This is a genomic window from Candidatus Zixiibacteriota bacterium (genome assembly GCA_040756055.1).
Classification (GTDB): domain Bacteria; phylum Zixibacteria; class MSB-5A5; order GN15; family FEB-12.
On record JBFLZR010000002.1, the window covers coordinates 384133 to 408074 of the forward strand.

The 23942-nt window shown below is 53.0% G+C and carries 21 protein-coding genes; 3 read left to right on the forward strand and 18 right to left on the reverse strand.

Features of this window, described 5'->3' with window-relative positions; translation table 11 throughout:
- Nucleotide 1 precedes the first annotated feature (1 nt).
- The 12 genes from AB1483_04980 to AB1483_05035 all read right to left on the reverse strand — a co-directional run bounded on the left by AB1483_04980 (nucleotide 2) and on the right by AB1483_05035 (nucleotide 12256).
- Nucleotides 2-826 (reverse strand): alpha/beta hydrolase, encoded by an 825-nt coding sequence (locus AB1483_04980; GenBank protein ID MEW6411814.1) that lies wholly within the window; start codon nucleotides 824-826, stop codon nucleotides 2-4.
- 70 nt (nucleotides 827-896) lie between these two features.
- Entirely contained in the window at nucleotides 897-2420 is a 1524-nt protein-coding gene (gene guaA, locus AB1483_04985) for a glutamine-hydrolyzing GMP synthase (protein ID MEW6411815.1), read from the reverse strand.
- A gap of 34 nt (nucleotides 2421-2454) precedes the next feature.
- Nucleotides 2455-4047, reverse strand: coding sequence for an L-aspartate oxidase (gene nadB, locus AB1483_04990; protein MEW6411816.1), 1593 nt, complete (start codon nucleotides 4045-4047; stop codon nucleotides 2455-2457).
- Complete coding sequence (gene lpxK / locus AB1483_04995; protein MEW6411817.1) at nucleotides 4047-5132, reverse strand: tetraacyldisaccharide 4'-kinase; 1086 nt, start codon at nucleotides 5130-5132, stop codon at nucleotides 4047-4049. The genes nadB and lpxK overlap by 1 nt, the downstream gene beginning before the upstream one ends.
- On the reverse strand, nucleotides 5125-6366 hold the full coding sequence (locus tag AB1483_05000; GenBank protein ID MEW6411818.1) for a glycosyltransferase N-terminal domain-containing protein: 1242 nt from the start codon (nucleotides 6364-6366) through the stop codon (nucleotides 5125-5127). The genes lpxK and AB1483_05000 overlap by 8 nt, the downstream gene beginning before the upstream one ends.
- Before the next feature lie 18 nt (nucleotides 6367-6384).
- Nucleotides 6385-7503, reverse strand: a complete 1119-nt coding sequence (lpxB, locus tag AB1483_05005; GenBank protein MEW6411819.1) for a lipid-A-disaccharide synthase — start codon at nucleotides 7501-7503, stop codon at nucleotides 6385-6387.
- The gene (locus AB1483_05010) at nucleotides 7504-8499 is read right to left on the reverse strand and encodes a Gfo/Idh/MocA family oxidoreductase (GenBank protein MEW6411820.1); all 996 of its coding nucleotides are present in this window, start codon (nucleotides 8497-8499) and stop codon (nucleotides 7504-7506) included.
- 109 nt (nucleotides 8500-8608) lie between these two features.
- On the reverse strand, nucleotides 8609-9148 hold the full coding sequence (locus AB1483_05015) for a hydrolase (protein MEW6411821.1): 540 nt from the start codon (nucleotides 9146-9148) through the stop codon (nucleotides 8609-8611).
- Nucleotides 9149-9202: 54 nt separating this feature from the next.
- Nucleotides 9203-9976 carry an acyl-ACP--UDP-N-acetylglucosamine O-acyltransferase gene (gene lpxA, locus AB1483_05020; GenBank protein ID MEW6411822.1) on the reverse strand — a complete coding sequence of 258 codons (774 nt, stop codon included), beginning with the start codon at nucleotides 9974-9976 and terminating at the stop codon, nucleotides 9203-9205.
- The gene (locus AB1483_05025; protein MEW6411823.1) at nucleotides 9973-11364 is read right to left on the reverse strand and encodes a bifunctional UDP-3-O-[3-hydroxymyristoyl] N-acetylglucosamine deacetylase/3-hydroxyacyl-ACP dehydratase; all 1392 of its coding nucleotides are present in this window, start codon (nucleotides 11362-11364) and stop codon (nucleotides 9973-9975) included. The genes lpxA and AB1483_05025 overlap by 4 nt, the downstream gene beginning before the upstream one ends.
- Before the next feature lie 84 nt (nucleotides 11365-11448).
- On the reverse strand, nucleotides 11449-11706 hold the full coding sequence (locus AB1483_05030; GenBank protein ID MEW6411824.1) for a hypothetical protein: 258 nt from the start codon (nucleotides 11704-11706) through the stop codon (nucleotides 11449-11451).
- A gap of 28 nt (nucleotides 11707-11734) precedes the next feature.
- On the reverse strand, nucleotides 11735-12256 hold the full coding sequence (locus tag AB1483_05035; GenBank protein MEW6411825.1) for a hypothetical protein: 522 nt from the start codon (nucleotides 12254-12256) through the stop codon (nucleotides 11735-11737).
- 229 nt (nucleotides 12257-12485) lie between these two features.
- Between AB1483_05035 and AB1483_05040 the strand changes: the two genes are divergently transcribed.
- Both AB1483_05040 and AB1483_05045 read left to right on the forward strand, forming a co-directional pair.
- The gene (locus AB1483_05040; GenBank protein ID MEW6411826.1) at nucleotides 12486-13256 is read left to right on the forward strand and encodes a type II CAAX endopeptidase family protein; all 771 of its coding nucleotides are present in this window, start codon (nucleotides 12486-12488) and stop codon (nucleotides 13254-13256) included.
- Nucleotides 13257-13649: 393 nt separating this feature from the next.
- Complete coding sequence (locus AB1483_05045; protein MEW6411827.1) at nucleotides 13650-15635, forward strand: DUF4097 family beta strand repeat-containing protein; 1986 nt, start codon at nucleotides 13650-13652, stop codon at nucleotides 15633-15635.
- A gap of 67 nt (nucleotides 15636-15702) precedes the next feature.
- Here AB1483_05045 and AB1483_05050 read toward each other — a convergent pair whose 3' ends face one another.
- From AB1483_05050 to AB1483_05065, 4 genes are all read right to left on the reverse strand, one after another.
- Nucleotides 15703-17016 carry an HDOD domain-containing protein gene (locus tag AB1483_05050; protein MEW6411828.1) on the reverse strand — a complete coding sequence of 438 codons (1314 nt, stop codon included), beginning with the start codon at nucleotides 17014-17016 and terminating at the stop codon, nucleotides 15703-15705.
- 71 nt (nucleotides 17017-17087) lie between these two features.
- The gene (locus AB1483_05055; protein ID MEW6411829.1) at nucleotides 17088-18308 is read right to left on the reverse strand and encodes a ribonuclease H-like domain-containing protein; all 1221 of its coding nucleotides are present in this window, start codon (nucleotides 18306-18308) and stop codon (nucleotides 17088-17090) included.
- Nucleotides 18309-18319: 11 nt separating this feature from the next.
- Nucleotides 18320-19171 carry a HEAT repeat domain-containing protein gene (locus AB1483_05060; GenBank protein MEW6411830.1) on the reverse strand — a complete coding sequence of 284 codons (852 nt, stop codon included), beginning with the start codon at nucleotides 19169-19171 and terminating at the stop codon, nucleotides 18320-18322.
- A 71-nt stretch (nucleotides 19172-19242) separates the two neighbouring features.
- Nucleotides 19243-21180, reverse strand: coding sequence for a hypothetical protein (locus tag AB1483_05065; protein MEW6411831.1), 1938 nt, complete (start codon nucleotides 21178-21180; stop codon nucleotides 19243-19245).
- 308 nt (nucleotides 21181-21488) lie between these two features.
- Between AB1483_05065 and AB1483_05070 the strand changes: the two genes are divergently transcribed.
- Nucleotides 21489-22355 carry an endonuclease domain-containing protein gene (locus AB1483_05070; protein MEW6411832.1) on the forward strand — a complete coding sequence of 289 codons (867 nt, stop codon included), beginning with the start codon at nucleotides 21489-21491 and terminating at the stop codon, nucleotides 22353-22355.
- Nucleotides 22356-22436: 81 nt separating this feature from the next.
- On the opposite strand, the gene AB1483_05075 is transcribed toward AB1483_05070, so the two are convergent.
- Together AB1483_05075 and AB1483_05080 are read right to left on the reverse strand one after the other, a co-directional pair.
- The gene (locus AB1483_05075) at nucleotides 22437-22841 is read right to left on the reverse strand and encodes a prepilin-type N-terminal cleavage/methylation domain-containing protein (protein MEW6411833.1); all 405 of its coding nucleotides are present in this window, start codon (nucleotides 22839-22841) and stop codon (nucleotides 22437-22439) included.
- A 633-nt stretch (nucleotides 22842-23474) separates the two neighbouring features.
- On the reverse strand, nucleotides 23475-23897 hold the full coding sequence (locus tag AB1483_05080; GenBank protein MEW6411834.1) for a type II secretion system protein: 423 nt from the start codon (nucleotides 23895-23897) through the stop codon (nucleotides 23475-23477).
- Between the last annotated feature and the right edge of the window lie 45 nt (nucleotides 23898-23942).

Consider the following 23942-nt stretch of genomic DNA (forward strand, 5'->3'; position numbering starts at 1 on the left):
ACTATTGCGTTGTCGCGAACAATCTCTTGAAAGCCTCAACATACGGCGGGGAGTTGATATAGCCCCGGTCGTTGTGGCCGCCGAAAAGCTCCACGAACTCTTTCGGTTCGTTGGCCCTCTCAAACAAAGCTCTCCCCATCTCGAACGGCACCAGATCATCATCGGGTGAATGCGTCACCAGCAAAGGGCAGTTAACCCTGTCGATTTTGTCTATCGAGCGGAATTCGTATTTCAAAAGAAGTCTCGTCGGTAAAATCGGGAAAATCTTGTCAGCCATCTCGGCTGCTGTCGTAAACGATGATTCCACAATCAAAGCAGCGCACGGCACTTTCGTGGCAAGCTCAATAGCCACCGCGCCGCCCAAAGACCGTCCGAAAATATAAATACTATCAGGCGAAAAACCTCTGCCTTGCTTTAGCCATTCATAGCAAGCCGTAGCATCGGCATAGAGACCATCCTCATCCGGCTCGCCGGTCGAGCGACCATACCCGCGGTAATCGAATATCAGAACATTGACACCCCGATTGTACAGAAACTCGACTGTCTCCAGACGATGCGAGATGTTTCCGGCGTTCCCGTGGCAGAACAGCACGACTTTTTTCGATTCTGTCTGCGGTTGGACATACCAAGCGTGAAGTCGCGCGCGATCGGACGTATCGATAAAAACATCTTCGAAGGCGATATTGATATCGCCGGGCGTGACCGCCAAATCCTTCGTCGGGTAGAACATCATGTTCTTCTGATTGAAATACAGATAGATCGAAACTACCGCGAAAACGCCAACTATGACTAAAACAAGCCCCAGAAACATTCTCAGAACCTTCATGACCGACTAAATTCCAAAAGTCGGGTTAACGGGATCGCGCTCCCGGCGAATTGGCCGGAAGAAATTGACTTTACTCCCACTCTATCGTGGCCGGCGGCTTGGAGGAGATATCGTAGGTGACGCGATTGACACCCTTCACCTGCCGGATAATGCGGTTGGAAATGTGGGCGAGAATATCGTTGTCGATTCGCGCCCAGTCGGCGGTCATACCATCGACCGATGTAACCGCCCTGAGCGCCACGACATTCTCATACGTACGTTCATCGCCCATCACGCCCACAGCGCTGACCGGCAGAAGCACCGCGAAAGCCTGCCAGATATCATCATAGATGCCGTTTTTGTGCAGCTCCTCGATGAAGATAGCGTCGACCTCGCGAAGCAAATCACACCGCTTTTTATTGACCTCGCCAAGAATGCGCACGGCTAAACCCGGACCGGGAAATGGGTGTCTTCCGATAAACGAAGCCGGAAGGCCCAGACTTTTTCCCAGCACACGGACTTCATCTTTGAAAAGCTCCCTTAGCGGCTCTACGAGTTTCAGGCTCATGCGCTCTTTGAGGCCACCGACATTGTGATGCGACTTGATTGTCACCGATGGGCCCTTGAAAGAAACCGACTCGATGACATCGGGGTACAATGTCCCCTGCGCCAGATAATCGATACCGCCGATCTTCTCGGCCTGCTCTTCGAAAATATCTATGAATGTCGAACCGATAAGTTTTCTTTTCTTCTCCGGGTCGGACACGCCGTTCAAGCGATCCAAAAACAAATCGGAAGCATCGACCGGATGTAAATTGATTTCGAGACTGGAGAGCATCTTGACGACATCCTCGAACTCGTTTTTGCGAAGCAACCCGTTGTTGACAAATACAGCGTGCAGATTGCCACCGATCGCTTTCGACAGAAGGAGCGCCGCTACGGTAGAGTCGACGCCGCCGGAGATACCCAGCACCACCTTGCCTTTGCCAACTTTCTGGCGGATATCGGCCACGGTGCTCTCGATGAACGATTCCGTGGTCCAATCGCCGGCCATCCCGCAAATCTCGAACAGGAAATTGTGGATGATGTTTTTGCCTTCGGTGGTGTGATGGACCTCCGGATGAAACTGAAGGCCATAGAAATGCCGCGTGGTATCGGCGATAGCGGCCACTTCGAGGCCATCGGTAGACCCGATTATCTTGAAGCCCTTCGGCAGCTCTAAAATCGAGTCGCCGTGCGACATCCACACCTGGCTGCGGTGGGGAATGCCGGAGAGCAGGCTGTTTTCTTCGACAACATCAAAGTGAGCGCGGCCGTATTCGCGCAGTTCGGAGCGTACCAGCATGCCGCCGAAAATATCGGCCATGAGCTGCATGCCGTAACAAAGACCGAGGACCGGTTTGTCGGTTTTGTAGAAAGATTTGTCGAGACGTGGCGAGTCGGGTTCTTTGACCGAGGCCGGACCGCCGGAAAGAATATATCCCCTCACATTCTTGTCGGAATACTGGCTGAGGTCGACATTAAATGGTACAATCTCGCAATACACTTTCGCCTCACGGACGCGTCGGGCTATAAGCTGCGTATATTGCGAACCAAAATCTAGAATAAGTATCATCTCATGATGCGCGGACACTGGTATCCCCTTCCAATCACGGCAGGCCTTTTATGATAGTATCGTGTTCAAATTCTTTTTTGGTTTCGAGGCAATCTTCGAGATAGTGCAGTCCTCTCGACTCAAACCTCATCAGGGCCGACTTGACAATCAGTTCGGCAACAGTGGCCATATTGCGAAGCTCCACCACCGCGTAGGTGGCCGGAGTCGCCAGGTAATACTGTTCAATGGCGGCGTTTATCTGCTGCACTTTTTCCAGCGCGAGATTCAGTCTCTCCTGCGACCTGACAATACCGACAAAGTCGGACATCACCCGTGTTAATACGCGGCGGTCGTGCGCGACGAGAATTTTCTCGCGAGGATATTTGAGCGATGAATACAAAGTGTTGTCGACCGAGACATTCTGTGGTGTTTCGGCGTGTTTGTAATAGTCGGTCGATTTCTTCGAGGCATACTCAGCCATCACCAGCGCTTCGAGAAGCGAGTTCGATGCCAATCTGTTGGCGCCGTGCATGCCGGTCATGGCTATTTCGCCCGCGGTGTAGAGTCCGGCGATTTCGGTTTCGCCGTGGATGTTCGCGACGACGCCGCCACAGGAGTAGTGCGCCGCCGGTACGACCGGGATATCGCGCTGGGTGATATCGAATCCCCGCCGCAGGCACTCTTTGTAGATGTTCGGGAATCGGTCCTTTATGAAGGCGGCATCGCGGTGGCTGATATCCAGCATGACATATTCTTCGCCGCTCTCCTTGAGTTCTTTATCGATAGCTCTCGCGACAACATCGCGGGGCGCCAGGTCGCGAAGTTCGTGAGCGTCTTCCATGATATACTTTCCGTAGACCGATTTGAGCCTCCCCCCTTCGCCGCGTACCGCCTCGGAAATCAAAAACGGCCATCTTCCGGGACTGTACAGAAGCGTGGGATGGAACTGAATAAACTCCAGATTACCCACCGAACACCCCGCCCGGTAGGCTATCGCCACACCATCACCGGTGGCGATTCTCGGGTTGGAGTTGTGGTAGTACACCTGGCACAGGCCGCCCGTGGCCAGCATGGTAATGGGCGCGTAGAAAGTGTCAAAAGTGCGGTCTTCCTCGGTGAAGACAAACACCCCGGCGCATACTTCTTTTCCCGCGGTTCTGAATGTCAGCAGGTCCAGCACGATATGGTCGCGGAATATCTGGATATTGTTCGGCTTGGAGCGGCAGGCGGTTAGAAGGGCACGTTCGATTTCGCGTCCGGTGAAATCTGAGGCGTGCACAACGCGGTTGTGGGAGTGTCCGCCCTCGCGTCCGAGATCAAACCTGCCGTTGACTTTGGTGAACTTGACGCCGTAATCGATCAGCTCCTGGATAAGCCCCGGCCCGGCCTCGACTATCTGCTCGACTATCTCGCGGTGACATAGCCCCTGACCGGTTTTCAGGGTATCCTGTATGTGTGATTCGAACGAGTCGGTACCGGCCAGCACGCTGGCTATTCCGCCCTGGGCGCGGTTGGTGCTGGTATCGGACTCACCTTTCTTGGTGATAATGGCAATTTTGGCTTTGGGGTTCAGTTCGGCAACCTTGAGCGAATAAAACAATCCGGCGATACCGCTGCCGACAACTATGAAATCGTAATTGCGTTCCATCACTGAACCATCTTTTCGAGTTTCAATTTTTCCTCGATATAAGCCACCAGCTTTTCTTCTCCCGGATCGAGGTCGACAGTCTGGTTAAGATAATAAATTTCGCGGTCAAAATCAAAATCCTGAAGTTTCACCCAATCCTTTCCGGTGGTGAGAATCAAATCGGAATCGTATTTGTCGGCCAGGGTTTTGATGCGCTCGAGCAGCTCTTCGTCGTACACCTGATGATCCGACAGCTCCATAGCGAAATCCAGATCGGCGCACAGGGCGCTTACCTGGCGACGGAGACTTCCAAAATTTCCCACTCCCGCGAACAAAAATACCGACTTGTCTTCGAGATATTTCACCGAGAGCGTTTGCTCTTTACCGATAATATTGGTGGCGGTAAACTGGGCGTGGTAATGCTCGGCGCTTTTGTTAATTCGCAGCAGGCGTTTTTGGAGGCCATGAAGGTTTTTGGCGAATTTGGCGCGGGTAATTATTATGACATCGGCTCGCTTTAGAGAAGACACCGGCTCGCGAAGGAAACCGTAAGGGAACGGTTTGAGCTGCTTGCGCTTTATGGCGGCGTCGTAGGTGACGATGTCGATATCGCGGGCGAGCTGAAAGTGCTGGAAACCATCATCGACAATCACCAGATCGACCTTGCCGCTGTCGGCGGCTCTTTGGGCGGCGATGGCTTTGACCTTGTCGACAGAAAAGACAGCGTCAGGAAGCAGACCGGCGAGGTGTTTCATTTCGTCGCCGGTGATATCGGGGTCCAGATCGCGAATTTCGTAACCTTCGCCGAGCACCGGTTCTTCGGATGACCGCCCGTAGCCGCTCGATACGATACCTATCCGGTATCCTTCATCGAGCATAAAGCGCGAAAGCACCGCGACCAGCGGGGTTTTTCCGGTGCCGCCGACGGAGATATTCCCGATAGAAATCACCGGGATATTGAGTTTCACCATCGGTTTGGTTGTCTTTTTCCTGATGTAGAAACCGAGGCGATAAACAAGCGAGACCAGCCACAGAAAGAACGCCGGGATGGCCAGAAGCGACATCCCGGGCCGCCTGACTATTTTTTTCCACCATCGTTCAAGCATTTTTCATCTTTTCCAAGATAAAGTCCCCCGCCGTGGCGGTGGCTGACTGCTTTAGGTCACCGCTGCGTTTGGTCGAGTAAATTATATCACCTGACAGGCACTTTTTCAATACCGAAAGCAAATCTTCTTCAGAACGCACCAGACCGCCATAATTGCGCCTTCTGATATACTCCGCCGCTTCATTGACGTTGTAAAGCGAAGGCCCGAAAAGGACCGGGCAGCCGGCCCAAACCGGCTCGAGAATATTGTGGCCGCCAATGTCAACCAGAGTGCCGCCGACAAAAGCGAGATTGGCCGCCAGATACAGCTCGTTGAGCAGTCCCAGACGGTCGACAAGAATCATGGTCGCGCCGTTTTGGTCGGCGCCATATATTCGAAAAGGAATCCATTTGCTGTCGAGAAGTTGCTTGATCTCGTCGGCGCGTTCGATGTGCCTGGGCGCGATTATCGTAACCAAATTCTTGTGCTCGAAAGAAAGCTCCTTGTGCACGTTGGCGATTATGGCTTCCTCACCCGGCCTGGTTGACCCGGCCACGAACAGAAAAGCGTCGCCGGGAACTCCGGCGCGAGAGCGCACGTCGCTTATGATACTTTCGGTCCTTTCCAGAAGGGGCGCATCGAATTTCATATCCCCCACAACTTCTCCTCGCGAAGCGTCAACCCCGAGTTCAAGGTAGCGCTTGCTGTCGTCTTCGGTCTTGTAGAAAAAGCGTTCATATTTATTCAGGAGCTTTTTCATCACGGGTCGGATCCACTTGTACTTGCCGAGCGCTTTCTCTGTCATACGGGCGTTGACAAGCACTACCGGGATGCCCCGTTTTGACAGTTCGCAAATAAAATTCGGCCAGATCTCCGTCTCCGTAATAACTACGATGCCGGGACTGAGGCTGTTAACGGTTCGCTCGAGGGCGGCGGGAGTATCGATGGGGAAAAACGAGAACGATGTGTTCTTGTTTGTGTAAAGCTCAACAGCCGTATCATAACCGGTCTGGGTCATGGTCGTGATGTGTATTCTGAGGTCCGCATTTTTCTTCAGGAGGTAGTCAATAAGATAGCCGGCCACTTTAACTTCGCCCACCGAAGCGGCGTGGAGCCAGACATCCGCTTTCGAGTTTCCCGGCAAAATCCCGAGCCGTCCTTTCCACAGCTTACTGCCTCCATCGGCGCGTCCTTTGGCATAAAGATAGCACGACCAGTATATCAGGCGGGAGAATGTCTTGTAAAACCAGAGCATGTTTTTATTATCATCCTACTACTTCAAATAACGGTCGGCAATCAGTCGGGCGGCCCGCTGTGAAGCCCCTTCTCCGCCGAGAAGTTGCGGCACGTGGTTCAACATGGCTTTAACCGACTGATAGTACGCCGAGTCGGTGTACAGCTTTTCGAGGGCATCGGCAATCCGACGCGGCGAGGCCTGCCGTTGTATCAGTTCGGGCACCACTTTTTGGTCGAGCACCAGATTAACGAGCGCAATTTTATCGAGCTTCACCAGTCGCCGCGCTATCTGGTATGTCAGAAACCCGGTCTTGTAAATCACGACCATTGGTCGGCCGATGATGGCTGTCTCAAGCGTAGCCGTACCGGACGCCGTGAGCACGAGCGTACTATCGAACACGACCCGCCGCGAATTATCGTATGAAAGGGTGACGTCCATATCAGCGTAGCCACCCAAATAGCTTTCGTAATCGACAACGTCCTTGATCGCGGCCACGACGACTTTCATTTGATACTTCTTGCCGAAAATCCGCGCCGCCTCGAGCATGGGCGCGAACATCCGCTCAATTTCCTGCGGCCGCGACCCCGGCAGAAGCGCGAGCGACGGCGGCGTGGAATCAGGAACCGGCGAGGCAATATATTCATTCGGGATGTCTTCCACGAGGTAGTGACCGACGAACTCGGTGTTGATGTCGTGACTTTCGAAGAACGGTTTTTCGAAGGGGAGAATCACCAGCGACAGATCCACCAGCTTTCGGATGTCCTTAACTCTCTTTCTTCCCCACGCCCATACCTGTGGGGTGATATAATAAATGATCGGGATCGAGAGGTGTTTAATCTTTTTGGCGAGGCGAAGGTTGAAGCCGGGGTAATCGACGAGGATAATCGCGGCCGGACGTTTTTGTTCAATCTCACGAGCGCACGATGACAAAAGGCCGGTAAAAAAGCGGGCTCGTTTGGCGACCTCCCAGAACCCAAGGACGGCCAGGTCCTGCGGTCTGGCCAGTTGATGCTGTCCGAGTTTGCGAAGGCGATTGCCGCCCAGTCCGAAAATTTGACATTCGGGTTTTATCTGCCTGAGGCTTTCAACCAGTCTGGCCGCGGCATTGTCGCCGGAGGGATCTCCGGCCGATAAGAATATGTCGGTGGTATCCATTTATGTCGGGTTCGCGGTCAACATCCGCGCCAGCGACTCCTTGCCAATCCTTTCAATCTCCAGAGCGACCCTGAGCGCTTCGGTGGCGCGTTCCAGCGTCACGACCACCGGCCTGTTACCCGCGACAGCATCCAGGAAAGCCCCAAGCTCGGCCGCGAGCATATCCTGACCATCATCTTCTTTCTTCACGTAGATGATATCCTTGCCCGATTTGCCGAGCGGCAACCTGAGGCCCTCGGCTGGTTCATTCGGACGGGCCATTCGATATACATCAGCCTGTTTTTTCGCCAGGTCGAGCGAGAAATAACCCGACTGCTGGAAGATGCGGAGTTTGCGCATAGGGTTGAGCGAGATTCGCGAGGCGGTCAGGTTGGCCACCGCGCCGTTATCAAATGTCAGCCGGGCGTTGGCGATATCGACGGTTTCAGAGGCAACCGCGACCGCCGAGGCCTGGATATCAACGATGTTGGCTTTGATAAACCAGAGCACGAGATCGATATCATGAATCATCAGGTCCAGCACAACCGCGACATCGGTCCCGCGGGGATCGAAGGCTGCCAGACGGTGGGCTTCGATGAACGCCGGATGGATATCGAACGTGCTCAGCGCTCGCACGGCCGGATTGAAACTCTCGATTTGCCCGACAGTAACTTTGACATTTTTCCTGCGTGCCGCCTCGGCCAATTCGGCGGCCTGCTCGACCGAAAGAGTCACCGGCTTTTCTATCAGGCAGTGGATACCGCGGTCGATCAGCAGGGCGGCGATATCATGATGGTGCGTGGTGGGGACGACAATGGAGACCGCCTCGACCCGCCCGGCAAGCTTCTCCAGAGAAGTAAAAGCCTCGACTTTGTACTCCTCGGCATACCTGGCGGCCTTATCGGTATCGGTGTCATACAGACCGACAAGATCGGATTGTTCCAGTTGCGAGAGCCATCTGAGGTGATGGCGTCCGAGTGCTCCAACCCCGACTACCGCTGTTTTGATTTTGGGCATCTATACAAACCTCTTGTATGCGGAGAATTCCGTAAGTCTTCCTGACCCTGAAAATAATGCGCCGGAGCCTCGTAATAAAGGATTATCTAAAGTCATTCGCCGCGCGCGCTCATTTCACGATCTGGATTATCTGTTTGAACAAGTCCCCTTCGGCCACAGTGAGCATCTCAAAAAGCGACATTTCGACACTCGTCATAATCGCGCCGGCGTCTTTCATCCGCTCGAGGCCGAGTTGGTAATTATCTTCGATTCGAGACGACACCGCGTCGCGCACGACATAAACCTCGTAGCCGTCCTTGCGCAGATCCATGGCCGTCTGATAGACACAGATGTGCGTTTCTATGCCGGTGAGCAGAAGCTGTTTGCGCTTGAGCGTTTTCAGTTGCGCCAGAAAGTTCCTGTCGCCGCAGCAACTGAAAGTCTTTTTTACCAGAGGAGCGATTCCTTCGAGAGCCGCTGTGATTTCGGGGGCGGTCCTGCCGAGTTTGTCGGGAAGTTGCTCGGTCCATATGACGGGAACCCCGAGCACACCTGCCCCTTTTATCATCCGGATCACATTGGCGAATAGCGCCTCCTGCCGTTGCATCAGAGTGGCCAGCCTGCCCTGAATATCGATAACAACTAAAACAGCATCTTCTTTTCTAAGCATATTTCAATTTCCTGATTTTCGGGACTACTTTAGTCCATATAGAAAAGTTTGGTCTTACTTGACGATACCCCGGTCGGACTTGCTGATAAAGTCGAGTATCGATTGAACCTCCAAAGTGATCTCGACTTCGCTGCGTATTCGCTCCAGAGCCTGCGAGGTGTTGAGTTTGCTGAAGAATAGAATTTTGAAGGTCTGGTCGATAGCCTTGATTACTTCGGGCTTGAAGCCACGCCGTTTGAGACCAATGGCGTTTATGCCGACCACCTTCAGGGGGTAGCCGCCCACCAACGCGTAGGGGCAGATATCCTGCTGCACCCTGAAACCGCCGCCGACCATGGCGTGAGCGCCAATCTTCACGAACTGGTGCACAGGAAGAACTCCGCCGAGAATGGCCCAGTCGCCGATTTCAATGTGCCCGGCCAGATTCACGGAGTTGGCCATGATAACGTGATTGCCCACAATACAATCGTGGGCGACGTGAGAATACGCCATGAGCAGACAATCTTCGCCAATCGAGGTCTCTCCGTGAGCGACCGTGCCTCGATTGATAGTGACATACTCACGAATCTGCGTGCGATCGCCAATTTTCACCAGGGTCTTCTCTCCGCCGAACTTGAGATCCTGAGGCTCGGTGGCAATCACAGCCCCGTGCGATATTTTCACGTTCTGCCCGATACGGGCGCCGGAAGCAATGAGGGCCGACGATGCGATAGAACTCCCCTCGCCAATTTGAACATCATCTTCTATGACGGTGTACGGGCCGACTGTAACCGATCCGGCCAGCTCGGCTCCGGGAGAAACGGTTGCGGTAGAGTGTATATTGTTCATCGATCCATCACCATAGCCATGAAATCGGCGCCGGCAACGAGGTCCTCGCCGACAAAGGCTTTGCCCGACATTTTGCACGTGTTACGTCGGAAGGCGTGCATTTCGAGCTCGAAACGAAGTTGATCGCCGGGAGTTACCGGCTTGCGGAATTTGGCGTTATCTATTGACATGAAATAGACCACTTTCGTTTGAGGATCCTCGATAGCGTTCAAAAGCAGCACCCCGCCCGCCTGAGCCATCGCCTCGAGAATCAACACCCCCGGCATAACCGGATGTCCGGGGAAATGTCCCTGGAAGAACGGCTCGTTTATGGTGACATTCTTGATCGCTACCACACTCTTATCCGGCTCCAGATCCAGAACGCGATCGATTAGCAAAAACGGATAACGATGGGGCATGATTTCGAGAATCGATTCGATATTGAAAAAAGCTTCGCTTTTCTTTTTCGTAAACCGGCCCGCGATTTTCTTTTTCTGGTAGAGCTGGCGCATCCGTTTGGCGAGCTCAACATTGGCCTTGTGGCCCGATCTCGCCGCCAGAACGTGGCCTTTGAAGGGAACGCCAATCAGCATGAGGTCGCCGAGCAGGTCGAGTGTCTTGTGACGTACCGGTTCGTTGTAGAAGCGCAGGGGAACATCGTTGATTATCCCGGTCTCCCCCACGAAGGCTTTTTCTTTCAGGTTGAGAGCTTTGCGAATACGGTCCACTTCGATCTGCCCGAGATCGGAGTCGTAAATAACTACGGCGTTATCCAGCCCGCCGCCCCTTATCAGGCCGGCTTTTTTGAGCATCTCCACTTCCGAAAGGAAACAAAAAGTGCGCGCGGGCGCGAACTCCTCGACAAACTCTTTTTCGAGATCGACCAGCGAAGTGTACTGCGTCCCGAGAGCCGGGCTTTTGTAATCGATCATGAAGGTTATGCGGAGGTCATCGGACGGCGCCACCACCAGATCGACCCCGCGGTCTTTCTCACTGTAAGCCATCGGGGCGTCGATTTCCAGATACACCTTGTCGGCATCCTGATTCTCAATGCCGGCCTCGAGCAGCTTATCGACATACGGCTTGGCCGATCCATCGCCAACCGGCGGTTCGTGACTGTCCAGTTCGACAATCATGTTATCAAGTTGAAGACCCGCGAAAGCGGCAAGGACGTGTTCGACAGTATGAACCCTCGCTTCTCCATGCTGCAAGGTGGTGCCGCGGGAGATATCGACCACGTGATCGATATCGGCAATGACCCAGGGTTGCTCCGGCAGGTCGGCCCTGACGAACCTTATGCCGGTATCGGGCGGCGCCGGCTTGAAAGTCATCCGGCAATTAGTGCCGGTGTGAAGTCCCACACCGGACAGGGAAATCTCTTGTTTAATCGTGCGTTGTTTTTCGTACATAAGTATAAACCGTAAAACAGGTTGGCTTGAGTATACGCATAGATGGTCTTGGACTCAAGCATTTTTTTGCCGCGGCGCTCAGGCCTATATATCTTTTAATGACTTGACCTGCCGTAACTTACGAAAAAGCTGCACGTATTCACGAACCATTATTTCTTCGGCCTGTGTCATACCCTCCATCATAGGTATCCCAACTCGAAGCACCGCCCGGACCATATCGGAGACAGTTCGGTCGTATTTTTCGGCCAAGGCATTGAGTCTCTGTTTAAGCTCCTGTGACACAAAAACGTTAACACAGTGCTCGCCTCTGGTCTTGCGTACCGGGGGTTTACTCGCACTCATTTCAGTTCTCCCTCTTTACTGTATAGTTCTATCGATGATATTTTTCATGGCCGATTAAAAGTTGTGGGCTGACGATCTTAATCGAATACCGCAATTTCAGCTCGGCAATTACCGGGCTCCAGTTTCGACCCCTGTCCCGCCCGGCGATAACAGCATCGATCTCGCCGCGAAAAGGGGAAGCGCATATCGGGCAGGATGGATGCGGGGTCGGCCTGATATCGTAACGCTGCGCCACAAACCGGGTCAGGCGCTTTTTGATGGCTCTAAGGGTGCGACGGTGCATGCCCCGCAATTTGAAAATCGACCTGCCGGACCGTCTTGCGATTTCGGCTATACTCTCCCCCATAAAATCGACGCGGATCACAAGCTCTCTCTCGGCTTCGCTCAGCGAGCCGAGCGCCTGCCGGACGGCTACGACACACGGGCGGGAGTCATCATCTGCACCGTCGTCTTTATCCAGCATCGAGCGGTCGGCCCGAAACCACGCCGGCCCTCTTTGCGGGTCATAGCCCAGTTGGACTATCCAATCCTGATAAATTACTCTCGGCAAACAATTGTCCTTTCTTTTTTGCCACGATAACCGCGCAAGCGGCGTTTGTCGACCACAAGTGCTTCACTTACAGTTCGTTAGAGACAGTGGAGGGATTATCACGTGATTCACATAATGCCAACGGTGCCCGGCGTAAGGGACGGCAAAAGATGGAGAAATTTTTAAGGGAGCAATATTGGGGCCGACAATGTATATTAACCGCTGAGACAAAAGCGAAGGGAAAGTGTCGGTGCACCAAGACCAGTTCGAGCGCATAGAAATTTACGAACCATCAATACCCCAGCCCGACGATAATCAAAGGTTCAAAGAGCGGTTCGGCAATGACGGTTTCCGGATCTCTACCATGACCTGGCTGTCGCTTTTGTTCCTCGTAGTCGGCTATCCCCTGATGACCTGGGGTTTCGAAGAAGACCCCACGGCGCTGCTCAAGCAGCTTAACGAAGGGCTCAGAATCATTGTCCTGGTAGCCACGATAATATTCCAGTGGTGCATTTTCTTTATGCTCTGGATAGCTACCTACCGCGAGAAAACCGACCTCAAAGGAATCGGCCTAAAGAAGATTCGGGGGATCGATTTCGCGTGGGCGGGGGCGTTCCTGCCCGCGTCGTTCGCAATAATCGCCGGAGTGGAATGGCTGTTGGCCCAGATGGGGATGCCCATGCCCGGCGAGATCGGACTGCTCATCCCGGAGGACACCTTTGGGCGAATTATATGGGTGGCGGTATCGTTTACAGCCGGCTTCTGCGAAGAGACCGCCTTCCGCGGCTACCTCATGACCCGTTTGCGCATGGTGTTCAACCTGCAAAACTGGGTTATCCCTGCCATAGTATCATCGCTTCTTTTCGGCGCCTGCCATTCCTATCAGGGCTGGCCGGGTTTTATCGCCATCAGCATTTACGGGCTTTTGTTTGCCCTGCTTTACATCCGCACCGCTTCAATCTGGCCGTGTGTCATAGCTCACTCCTTGATTGACATCGGGGCTCTGTTTTTCCCGCAGTAATAACTTCACCGAAAAAACACAACCAATTTCGTATTTTTTGGTTCATCTGGAATTCCCCTGCGTCTCGAATTAAGCGATTGATTGACAACGCGATAACCTATTCGCGAGAACATCGATTTGATCTAGTCGAGGCCCTGAAAAGGCCGAAACCGAAACTAAAAGCCGCAAAAAACGTATTAAAAACCAGGAGTCAGGCTGCTGTAAAACCAATGAATCCCGCTGCCTGAAAAGTATATGTTGATTTTTTGGAAAATTGTTACGTTAATTGGCGAAAGCTTAATTGCGCCAGTGATTTATCGAAATCGTCGCCTCGCGACTGTCTCGGTGTCGAAACCTCGCACTGAAGAGCGACAAAATACACGGTCGACAGACTGTTTTGGACGGTGAGTGAAGATGAGCAAACGCTTGTTTGGCATATTCGGCTTTTTGATGGTTACCCTGCTTTTTGCGCAGGGCGCAACCAGTCAGGTAATCCTGCCTCCCACCGATGAGGACCGGCAGCCAAGGATCTTCATTGACATGTCCCGGGCTAATCTGATGGCAGCCGAAGACTATCAGGACCTGATAGCCCGTCTGGAACAAACCGCCTACGATTACCAGACCTACTTCTCCGAATACTCCAGCCTTTATGCCAAAAAGTACCAGATGATGCTTCAGAAGCTGATATTCAAGATCAGCGAGGGGAAATACTCCGAAGACATGGAAATGCTCTCCGATGATATCACGGATATGATAGAGACTTTTGCCGAAGATGAATCGGATTTGCAGGAGGTTGCCAAGGATCGCAAGCTTTACAGGCTGTCGAGAGGACTTCAGCATGAGCTCGAAATGCTCAATGAGGAGCTAGTGGAAGATATCATCGACAGGGTGCAAGACGAAGAAATCTCGTTAGAGCTGATTCAGGAGTACATCGACGCCCACCGCGAAGAGCTTGAGCAGGCAAAAGAAATCATAGCGGAGACAGCCAAGGAATATGAAGCGCTGACCAGGGAGCTCGCTGAGCTTCGCGCCGAAGATTCCGAGGCGCGAACCGAACTCAGCTTTGAACAGCAAAAAGCCCTTGAAGAAATCACAAAGCTGAGTATGGAGCTGGCCAAAATGGCGATACTCAGCATTGACTCGACGGGTATATACATACACGAACTGCCGGAGATTTCCGAATTGCCGGCTCCGCCGGTTCCGCCGGCTCCACCGAATATCGTGATTGGGCCAAAGGACAGGTGGTTTCCGCTCGAATCGGGTGGGGCGGGCGCTACCAAAGAGTTTGCCGACAGCCTCAAGGTGACATCAAAATCGACACCAATCTTTATCAACAGCGAGACCGGCGAACTGCGTGTGACCGGCTGGGACAGACCGATGGTGGCGGTAAATTTCGATGTCGAGATCGTGGCCGAAGATGAAAAAACGGCCAGGGCTTTCACCGACGAAATCGAAGTCAAACTGTTCTCCAACAAGGAAGGCGTATACCTGACATCGCACTTCCCCAGTCTCAGCGACCCCAAAAGAAAGATCGTCCGGAGCGCTCTGAATATCAGGGTGCCTTATGCCAACAGTCTCGTCTGCGAAAACTCGTTCGGAAAGATTGACCTGGTACGGGTGGAAGGTGGCGTCAAGATGAGTACCGATTACTGTGACGTGAGTCTGGAGAACTCGGCCGGGCGTATCGATGTGGTTAACTCATACGGCAAAGTCACGGTGGCGGATTGCGAATCCGATATCACCATAGTCAATTCCCAGGGGCCGATTATGGTCTACGGATGCCGCGGGAAGTTCGACATCGATAATTCATATGCCGAAGTTGAAGCCACGGAGAATACCGGACCAATGGTTATCCGCAATTCGGGTAAAGTGATGGTGACCGACCATGAAGGCAAAGTCGACGTGAACAACAGCAACGGCTTGGTGACTATATCGGATGTTGTCGGCGATGTAGTCGTGGAAAATTCCTTCAAACCCCTCAACGTTACGGATGTAGAGGGCTCCGTCGATATCCGCGCCTCGAGTTCACCGCTCGATCTGCACGACATCAGGGGAGCCTCACGCGTCTTCAGTCAGTATGGTCTGATCAGGTGTTCCGATTTGTCCGGCCCCATAGATTTCACGTCGGAGAACGGAAAGATCGAGCTTCTGGCCGAAGAGCGGTTGCGCGGTCCGTCATCGATCAAAACCCAACTGGGCAGGGTCGAGTTGACTTTTTCACAGGAGGCCGATGTGCTGGTAACGGCCTCAATCGAGGGCGGCGTCGTTGAGGTCCCCCGTTATGCTAACACGCGAAGGGATGGCGGGACAACCTCGGTGGAGCTCAAGTTCGGCAAAGGCTCCAATAAACTCGATATTACCGGCGATTACACCGCCATCGTCATCGCGGATTCTCATTAACAGACACAACTACCGGCGCGATTCCGCACCGGTTACTACCTGACCAAATTCAAGGGAAACTCGCTGATCAGCTTGCGGATTGTGCCTGGGCTGTTTTCTGAAGACTCTGAAGCTGCTGCTTGATTTTGTTCTCGATGTCTATAATACGGGTATCGTCGTGATAGACGGCCGTATCAAAGCTGGTGAGGTTGCGCAACTCTTCGAGCACAAGCTGGATGGTATTTACGCCGTTGATAATTACGTCGATAGCCAGCGGAGTGCGATTTTTGTTGTCGATAATCTCACCGCGTTTGACGCCGAGTTCCAGAAGCTGCGCTCTTCCGAGGATGGTGGCCGCGGCGTTGTTGATATAGTGATTGAACGTGGCGGTGATGGTTTTCAGAGACTCGAGGGCCGCTTTTTCGAGATTCGTCTGGGCCATATCCTTTTGCATCTGCGTGTTTTCTTTGAGCAATGTCTCGACCGTGTGGTAATGCTGGTAAAGCATCCGGTTGGCCTCGGTCAGAATGTCTTCGGGCGAACCGATATCAATTTCGAGAAATTGAGCCTGCTCGACAGTATGGCTGAAAAGTTGTTCCTCGATGGGACGCAGACGGTCGGCCGGTAGATTGAGATTCTTGCGCAGGATATCGATATGGTCTAGTTCGTGGGGGAGTTGCTGGCTTGTCCTGGAGACCTTGAAACGCGAGATTTTATTGGCGAGCACAACGATTTGAGGCAGACGATACTCGGGTTCATTTACATCCGGGGGGAACTGGTTGTGGTGTTTGCCCACGGCTTCGCAGATTGAAGCCGGTATTTTCCACTGCTCCAGAAGAAACTGACCTATGCGGGCGTGATTTGTCCCCCAGGAGTTTTCTTCCATAGCCAGAAGCTCCTCGCCGCTGGAAGCCTGCCGCCACACGGAGGCGAACTTATCCCCGAAAGACTTCTCGAGCACCAGCAGGCCCAGATCGTGAAGCAGGCCGGAAACGAAAGCTTCTTCGGGGCTCGGATAACGTACCGCTTCGGCAATCAGGCGCGACGCAATAGCCACTTCGAGCGAGTGCCGCCAGAACCTTATCCGGTCGATACTTGACTGCCACTTACCGGTTACATCATATACCGAAGTAGACAGGGCCAGGGCCGAAACGGCTCTTGTCCCCAGCGTTACTACCGCCTGAGTGAGAGTCGTAATCTCGCGAGACATGCCGTAAAACGGCGAGTTCACGACCCGCAGCAGCTTGGCCGTCAGGGCCGGATCGCGCATGAGCACCTCGGCCAAATCCTGGGCCGACGCGCCGTCATCTTTGGTGACTCTTAGTACCTCCGACAGAGTCTGAGGCAGCGAGGATAATTCCTTGTGGTCTTCAATAATCCGGGTGTAAATCTCTTGGTTCATTATTACCTCGTTAAGGGTATTATCGGAAAATGCGGCTGTAAATTAAGCGCTAATGAGCGGTGTTTTGGCGGCTACTTTTTGAGCTTGGCGGCCAGCCGTGTAAGTCGCTTTGTCAACTGAATCTGCCGGGAGCCTGTGTAGGGGCAAATCTTCTGCGCCCGCCTGGTATATCGGTAAGCCAGTTCCGGCTTCTGCTCAAAATGTTCGTAATATTTGGCCAACTCGATATTGGCCCAGTAGGCCTCTCTCGAGGAGGACTCGCTCAACGCCTGCCACATCGGGACAGCGTTCAAATAATCGCGGCTGCGCTTGAAATTAAGCGAGTGAAACAAAACGATATCATCCGCCAGAGCAGGTCCACCCCGGTCGGCAAGACGCTCGAATACTTCACTGACCAATTCGGGCTGCCCCCGACGGGCATATACTCTGGAGAGGCTGTGAAGATCATCAACGGAATCCAGCACTTCTCCCCTCTCCAAATGTATTCGCCCGACATGACCGAGAAGATAAAAGAGCGAAACAATATCGAGACGGTTGTGCTGGAGTACCAGCGGCATCATATCGAGGTTTTCCCCCCCCAGCCATTCGAAATAAATCGATGGAATCAGGTAGCCCGGTATATCATCGACTCTCTCGAAACCGAACACCTGACTCTCCACATTGACCAGACGGCAGTCCTGAAGGCGGCGCTTGAAAAGTCTCCTCGCGCAGTGAAGCAGGTCTATGTGGTGCTCATGTTCAACCTGTCTGGCGACACGATTGATTATCATCCTGTCGCGAATCAGGGGTACATCGAAGGCGGCGCCGTTGTAAGTAACGATCGTAGTGTCAGGGCCGAATTCCACAAGCAGATCTTCGAGCATGGCGGCTTCATCGGAGTAATCAGGAAGCAGATACTGACGCACCTCGAAACCGTCCTTGACCACCGACCCGCAGCCGACCAGGAAGGCGACCGCCCCGGCGCCGCCCAGGCCGGTTGTCTCCGTATCCAGAAACAGCGTCTTCGAGATATCCACTTCCCCCTGTTGTTCCAGAGCCGTGAAGGCAGACAGCGGCAGGGGTTCACGCAACGGGAAATCCGACAACACGAAATTGCCGTGGATGTAGTCGAGAGGATAGGTAGTCGTTGACAGGCAGTACGCTCCGGCCTGCCCGACAACCATCTCACCGCCGACAGCCCGACAGAGCCGATAATAACGATCAGGAATTTTGGGCTCCGTGTCAGCTGAAGACGGAGTTTTTATGGCCGATGCAAAACGGTCGAGTTTCTTGTGCAGGCTGTTATCGCCCATTTAGTGTGTACTTAAATAGCGGACTTTATTTTCAACAGGGTCAGCCGATCGGTCTCATTTTCGAGGATCCGGCCGCGATAGCCGCAGTTATCATCGGGGTCAGCCTTGATGATTGCCACTGCCGCGTGGGCGCGCCTTGACGGGTCCTCCGAGCGTGTCTGGCGCATGAGAACCTCAATGGCGTCATCCGAGCCGATCTGCCCCAAGACATAACACCCAAGATTACCTACGAAACTGTTCGGGGAAATCATTGAATCGGCGAGAACCTCGACAACCAGGGTGGTATCCAGCCTCAGGAGGGCATCGGCGGCCGACAACCGGGCGCCATAGAAATCATCGCCGAGCATATGAACAAGCGGCCGAATCGCCTCGCTTAGCCCCGTCTTACCGGCTGCCACCACAGCGGCCTTTCTGACGAGGCCAATCGAGTCTTCGAGCGAAAAGACTATTGGGTCCGCGGCTCCGGAAGAGGCAATATTACCGAGCGCGCCCAGCGCCTGCTCGCGCACCTGCCACTCTTTGTGAGATGTAACTTGCATGAGCGGCTCGACGGCGGAGCTGTCGCGGATATCACCGAGAGCCGCGCAGACACGCTGGACAATGAGATAATCGGGATTTTTCAATGACCTTATGAGATACGGAACTGCCGGTGAACCGATTTTCTTGAGAATCTCGATAATTGTCGTTCGCTCCCGCGCCGACTTGGTCGTGAACTTCTCGACCAGAAACGGCACCGCGTCGGCGCCCATTGCGGCAATCGAATCCTTTGCCGGTTCGACCATATCCCGAAACATTACTTCACCCGATGACGCTTTTACGAAAAGCTCATCCACCTTCTTCTTCAGCCCCTGCTGGGCATTCACCTGCTCAACCCCTCCACCAACAATGAAGAACCCTAGAAGAAGGATTAAAATCACATTTTTAGAAGTGAAGCTCACTTATTTCCTTCTGCGCTTGCCGGTGGATAAAGTTCGATATCCATACCACCGCCCCATTTGGAGTCGGTTTGCCAGTAACAGTTATCACCACCATTACCCTGATACTGGTCGGTGCCACCCAGGTCTATAAACATGCCGATTGACCCGAAATCGCGCCGTGGATTGCCGTAGCCCTGAGTATTTCTATTTTCCCTGACCAAATAGCGGTCGTCACCTTCATTATCAACAAGGACTCCGACACCATTGGCCGATCCCGCTCCCTGGGAAAGATCGTAGGCGGTGTAGGTGTCATTGCCGTGACGGTCGAGTATCATGCCGCAGGAGTAGTCATGACCGCAGCCCTGCATCAGCCCCTTGCCGAAATAAACATCATCACCGTAATCATCGACCAGCAGCCCCAAAGTCATGTGTGTGGCGGCTCCCTGGCCATACTGATAGCACTGGTAGGAGTCGTTGCCGCTGGAATCATATATCAAGCCCATCGACCACCAGTAGCTGGCCGCCTGGGCGAAAATATCGGAGTAATAATTGTCGTGACCTTCGAGATCAATCATGGCGCCAATCCCGCCGGACATCCAGGGCCGGAGGCCGTAGCCGAATCCCTGCGAGAGCGACAGGTAATGATTGTCGTAGCGAAGCACATCGGTATACTTGCCGCCCGCGTAATAGGAATCGGAACCGGTGAGGTCGTACACGACGCCGATGCCCTCAACGAAACCGAAGCCCTGGGAATAGATGGCGCTATTGTAGATATCGCGGCCGCCTTCATCGATGAGCAGGCCTATCCCGAAAGAACCCGCCCCCTGAACGTGCTGATCGCCATCATAGCGATCATTCCCCTCGGCATCGTAGAGAATTCCCAGACCGAAATAACCGGAGCCCAAAGCGAAAGAGCGGCTGTCATAGCGGTCATCGCCGGCAAAATCCAAAAGCAGCCCGACCGAAAAACACCCTGAGCCGAGGGTGAAGTCGGATTGGGAACGGTAGCAATCGTCACCGGAGAGGTCGATAATGATAACCCCATGCGGGTTGGCCGGGTCATAGGAGAGGTCATAGACGTCATCGCCGCCGAAATCAAATATGAATCGGTAGTCGCCTTTATAGTAATCGTTGCCGGTGCCGCCGACTCTCCATCCGGTTTGCAGCCCGAGGTAGGCGTCGCGGTCGGCGTTGTCCGGCAGATACCCGGTTCCTTCCATGATTTGTCCGGCCGAAACCGCCCCGGTCTTGAGCCGGGCGCGAAGGTTGTTGATTTCCAGAAGCAGCTCCCGAAGGCAATTAATGCCGGCGTCGAGAACAGGGTCTTTGTTGAATTTATATCCGAACTGGACAAACTGGTCGCAGTAAGCTTCTTCTATTTTATCCAGCGAGTCCAGGGTCTCCACTGACAGGCCTTCGTCGTCATCTCGCTCCATAAGAATCTGCTTGAATTCGTTTCTGAGGAACTTTCGCTGGTCGCGGGTTAAGAGCGCCAGTGATTTCTCGGTCGATCTGGGAAAGATTACATCGAGATATCCGGCCGACCGGGTCAAGACCTGGTTGAAGGTTATATCATTATAGTAGAGATTGTAAGTCCCCTGAAGCTCTTCGGCGCTGGCCCGGTAAGCATCGTCGCGGTATGGTTGTCTTTCAGTAGCGGCTTGTTTGAAAAGATACCGGGCCAAAATCTCCGGCTGACCGTTGAGGTGGCCGTTTTTCAGGTTCGTGGAGAACTCGACCATCTGGAGCGGCGAAGTCATCAGGTTAGCCACGACGGCCATTCTGAACGAGTCGGGGTCGGTATAGTCCGAACGAAAACTGATATCATCGGGCTTCATGCCGAGGTATTCCGTCAGATGAGCAATTCCGAATGATTCCGGCGCGGCCTGACCGCTATCCTGGGCTGCGGCGCTTGCGGGAACGATTAATGTCAGCAGGAAAATTACCCTCAACATAGCCCAATAATAGTGTTTGATGGATGTTCGAATCAACAATTTTAATATGTCCTTTGTGGCATTATGGTGCTTTAAGCAGCGACTGGAGCCCATGGGGGCCATCCTCTAAGTATATCGGGAAGTTGGCAGACAAATCTTTAGTACAATGTTTCGTTGTCGAATTGACTGCTCTAACGCTTATTAGGCGTCTATTGGACTGTCACAACCTGTCCTGTACTGTTGACAAAGCGGCCAAACACGGATAATTTAAGCAAGTTGCCTATGAGACCGCGGAGGAGGGAACAGTGGCTCCATCGTCAAATAAATCCGTGCCAGTAGCTGGTCGTAAAGACCCCTCACCCCGGCCCTCTCCCAAAGGGAGAGGGGGAGATAAAACCACCTCATATTCAACCGGGAACAGTGGTTCGAATCCACAATCCACAGACAGCGCCAGAGCCAACTTTTCTTCCTCTCCCAAAGGGAAAACGGGAGATAAAACCGCCTCCTATTCAACCGGGAACAGTGGCTCGAATCCACAATCCGCAGACAACGCCAAAGCCAACTTTTCTTCCCCTCCCAAAGGGAAAACGGGAGATAAAACCGCCTCCTATTCAACCGGGAACAGTGGCTCGAATCCACAATCCACAGACAACGCCAGAGCCAACTTTTCTTCCTCTCCCAAAGGGAAAACGGGAAATGAGAGGGCCTCTGATTCACTTAGCAGCAATGGCTCGAGCTCACAAACCACGGTTACTATCAAAGCCAATTTCCTTCCCTCTCCCTCTGGGAGAGGGATTAAGGGTGAGGGCAAAAGAAAGATCGACCTCGAGCTTTTGAACCTCGCGCGTTGCTTAAGAAAGAGTCAAACAACCGCCGAGGGGTACTTCTGGTCTCTGGTGCGAAATCGACGTCTTGCGGGCTTCAAATTTCGCCGCCAGTATGTTGTGTCGCCTTATGTGCTCGATTTCTACTGTCACCAAGCCAGGCTGGCAATAGAGCTCGATGGAGGCCGGCACAACGATCCTGTTGGTATAGAGAGTGATCAAAATCGGTCGGCTTTCCTCTCGCAACGAGGGATCAGGGTTTTGCGATTTTGGAACGATGAGGTTTTTGAGAATATTGAAGGTGTGTTACTGGTGGTTTTGGAGGCCCTTTATTATGCAAAGCCCTCAGTCCGACCCTCGCCCAGAAGGTAACGGCAAAGATCTCTATCAACACAAAAAAAAAGGCGCCCCGCGAGCGGGGCGCCTCGATAAACATAACCAGGAGTGAAAGTCTTATGTGGTCACGTCGTTGATGGTGTTGGTAAGCGTACCGTCCTGGTCAATGGTCCAGGTATCAACGGCAGCATCGTCATCAAGATCCTCGACAGTAGCCGCGGCCGTAGCCAGGAACTCGGCGGTGAGATCGTTGCTGGTGATGACATAGGCATAACGGGCGTCAGCCATGATTTCTACGCCTATCTGGTTCAGGTTTAACGAATACGAGCCGGTTTCCTGACGGAAAGCGCGCTCCATCGTGTAAATCTGCTTGAGAATCTGCTTGGCTTCAGACTGCTTCGACTTGGTAGTGGCCTGCATGAAGCGCGGAATAGCCAACGCGGCCAAAATACCAATGATAACGACCACGATCATCAACTCGATGAGGGTGAAGCCCTTGCGATTGTGAAGTCTTGAGAACATTTTAACCTCCTACAGGTTTGCTTGTGTTCCAGTTAAATGGTTTGTGTTTCCACAGAGGATATTGGCAAACCCTATGCCTTTGTCCTGACTTTTTTTGAACATGCTCCGGGTGTCGTAAGTTGCTGCCGTCCAATGACCATATCGACGATCTTTTGGAGTGTGGAGACATCCCCACAATCTTGGCGAGCCGCTTGGCAAAGTGCTTGGCGCAAAATGCCACGAGTGTGGCAAAACGCAATAGTGCCAGAGGTGTTCTCGACCACCATCGAACCGCCTCTACATTAGGTGCGAAAGAGAAGGCTAAAAAAAGCCCCGCTTGGCGGGGCTTTAACAGTTCTTCAACGAGCGTATTACCCGGTTACGTCGCTGGCGGGCTCCAGCCATAATTTACACGACTTAATAACTTAGTATTACTATTGCCAGACAGGAATGCGGCTGCCGAAGAGGCTCGGTGACGATCCTGTCCGATCCGAGTCTACAAGATATGGAGTAATTGAAATGCATCACTTTTCATCAGAAACACCCGGGGGATTATGACGCAAAATGCCAAAACTGCCGCAAAACGCCACACCGGCAAACGAAAAAGGCCCCTTGAAAGGGGCCTCGGCAATCTTCGTTGATCAGGCAAATTTACTATAGCACAGCATCATTAGAGGTGTTCACCATAGTACCGCCGTCGTTGATGGTCCAGATATCTTCAGCGGCATCGTCATCTATATTCCCGGTGGCGGTGGCGGTGAACGTGTTGGCCGTAGCATTTATGGTATAGCTGTATTTAGCCGGTGTCATCACCTGAACCCAAATCTCCGCGAAAGCATCAGGATTTCCGTTTGACGCTGTCGCGGCTGTAATGTAATACGAACCCGTTTGCTGCTTGTACGCCTGCTGGTTGACATATATCTGCTTGAGAATCAGCCTCGCCTCCGACTGCTTTGTCTTCGTGGTGGCTTTCATAAAGCGCGGTATGGCCATGGCGGCCAGAATACCTATAATGACCACAACGATCATCAACTCGATCAAGGTGAAGCCCCTATTGTCGCGATGTCGTCTGAACATATATCCCTCTCTCTAATTTCTCTTTTCCCGTCTTCCAATCGTTCA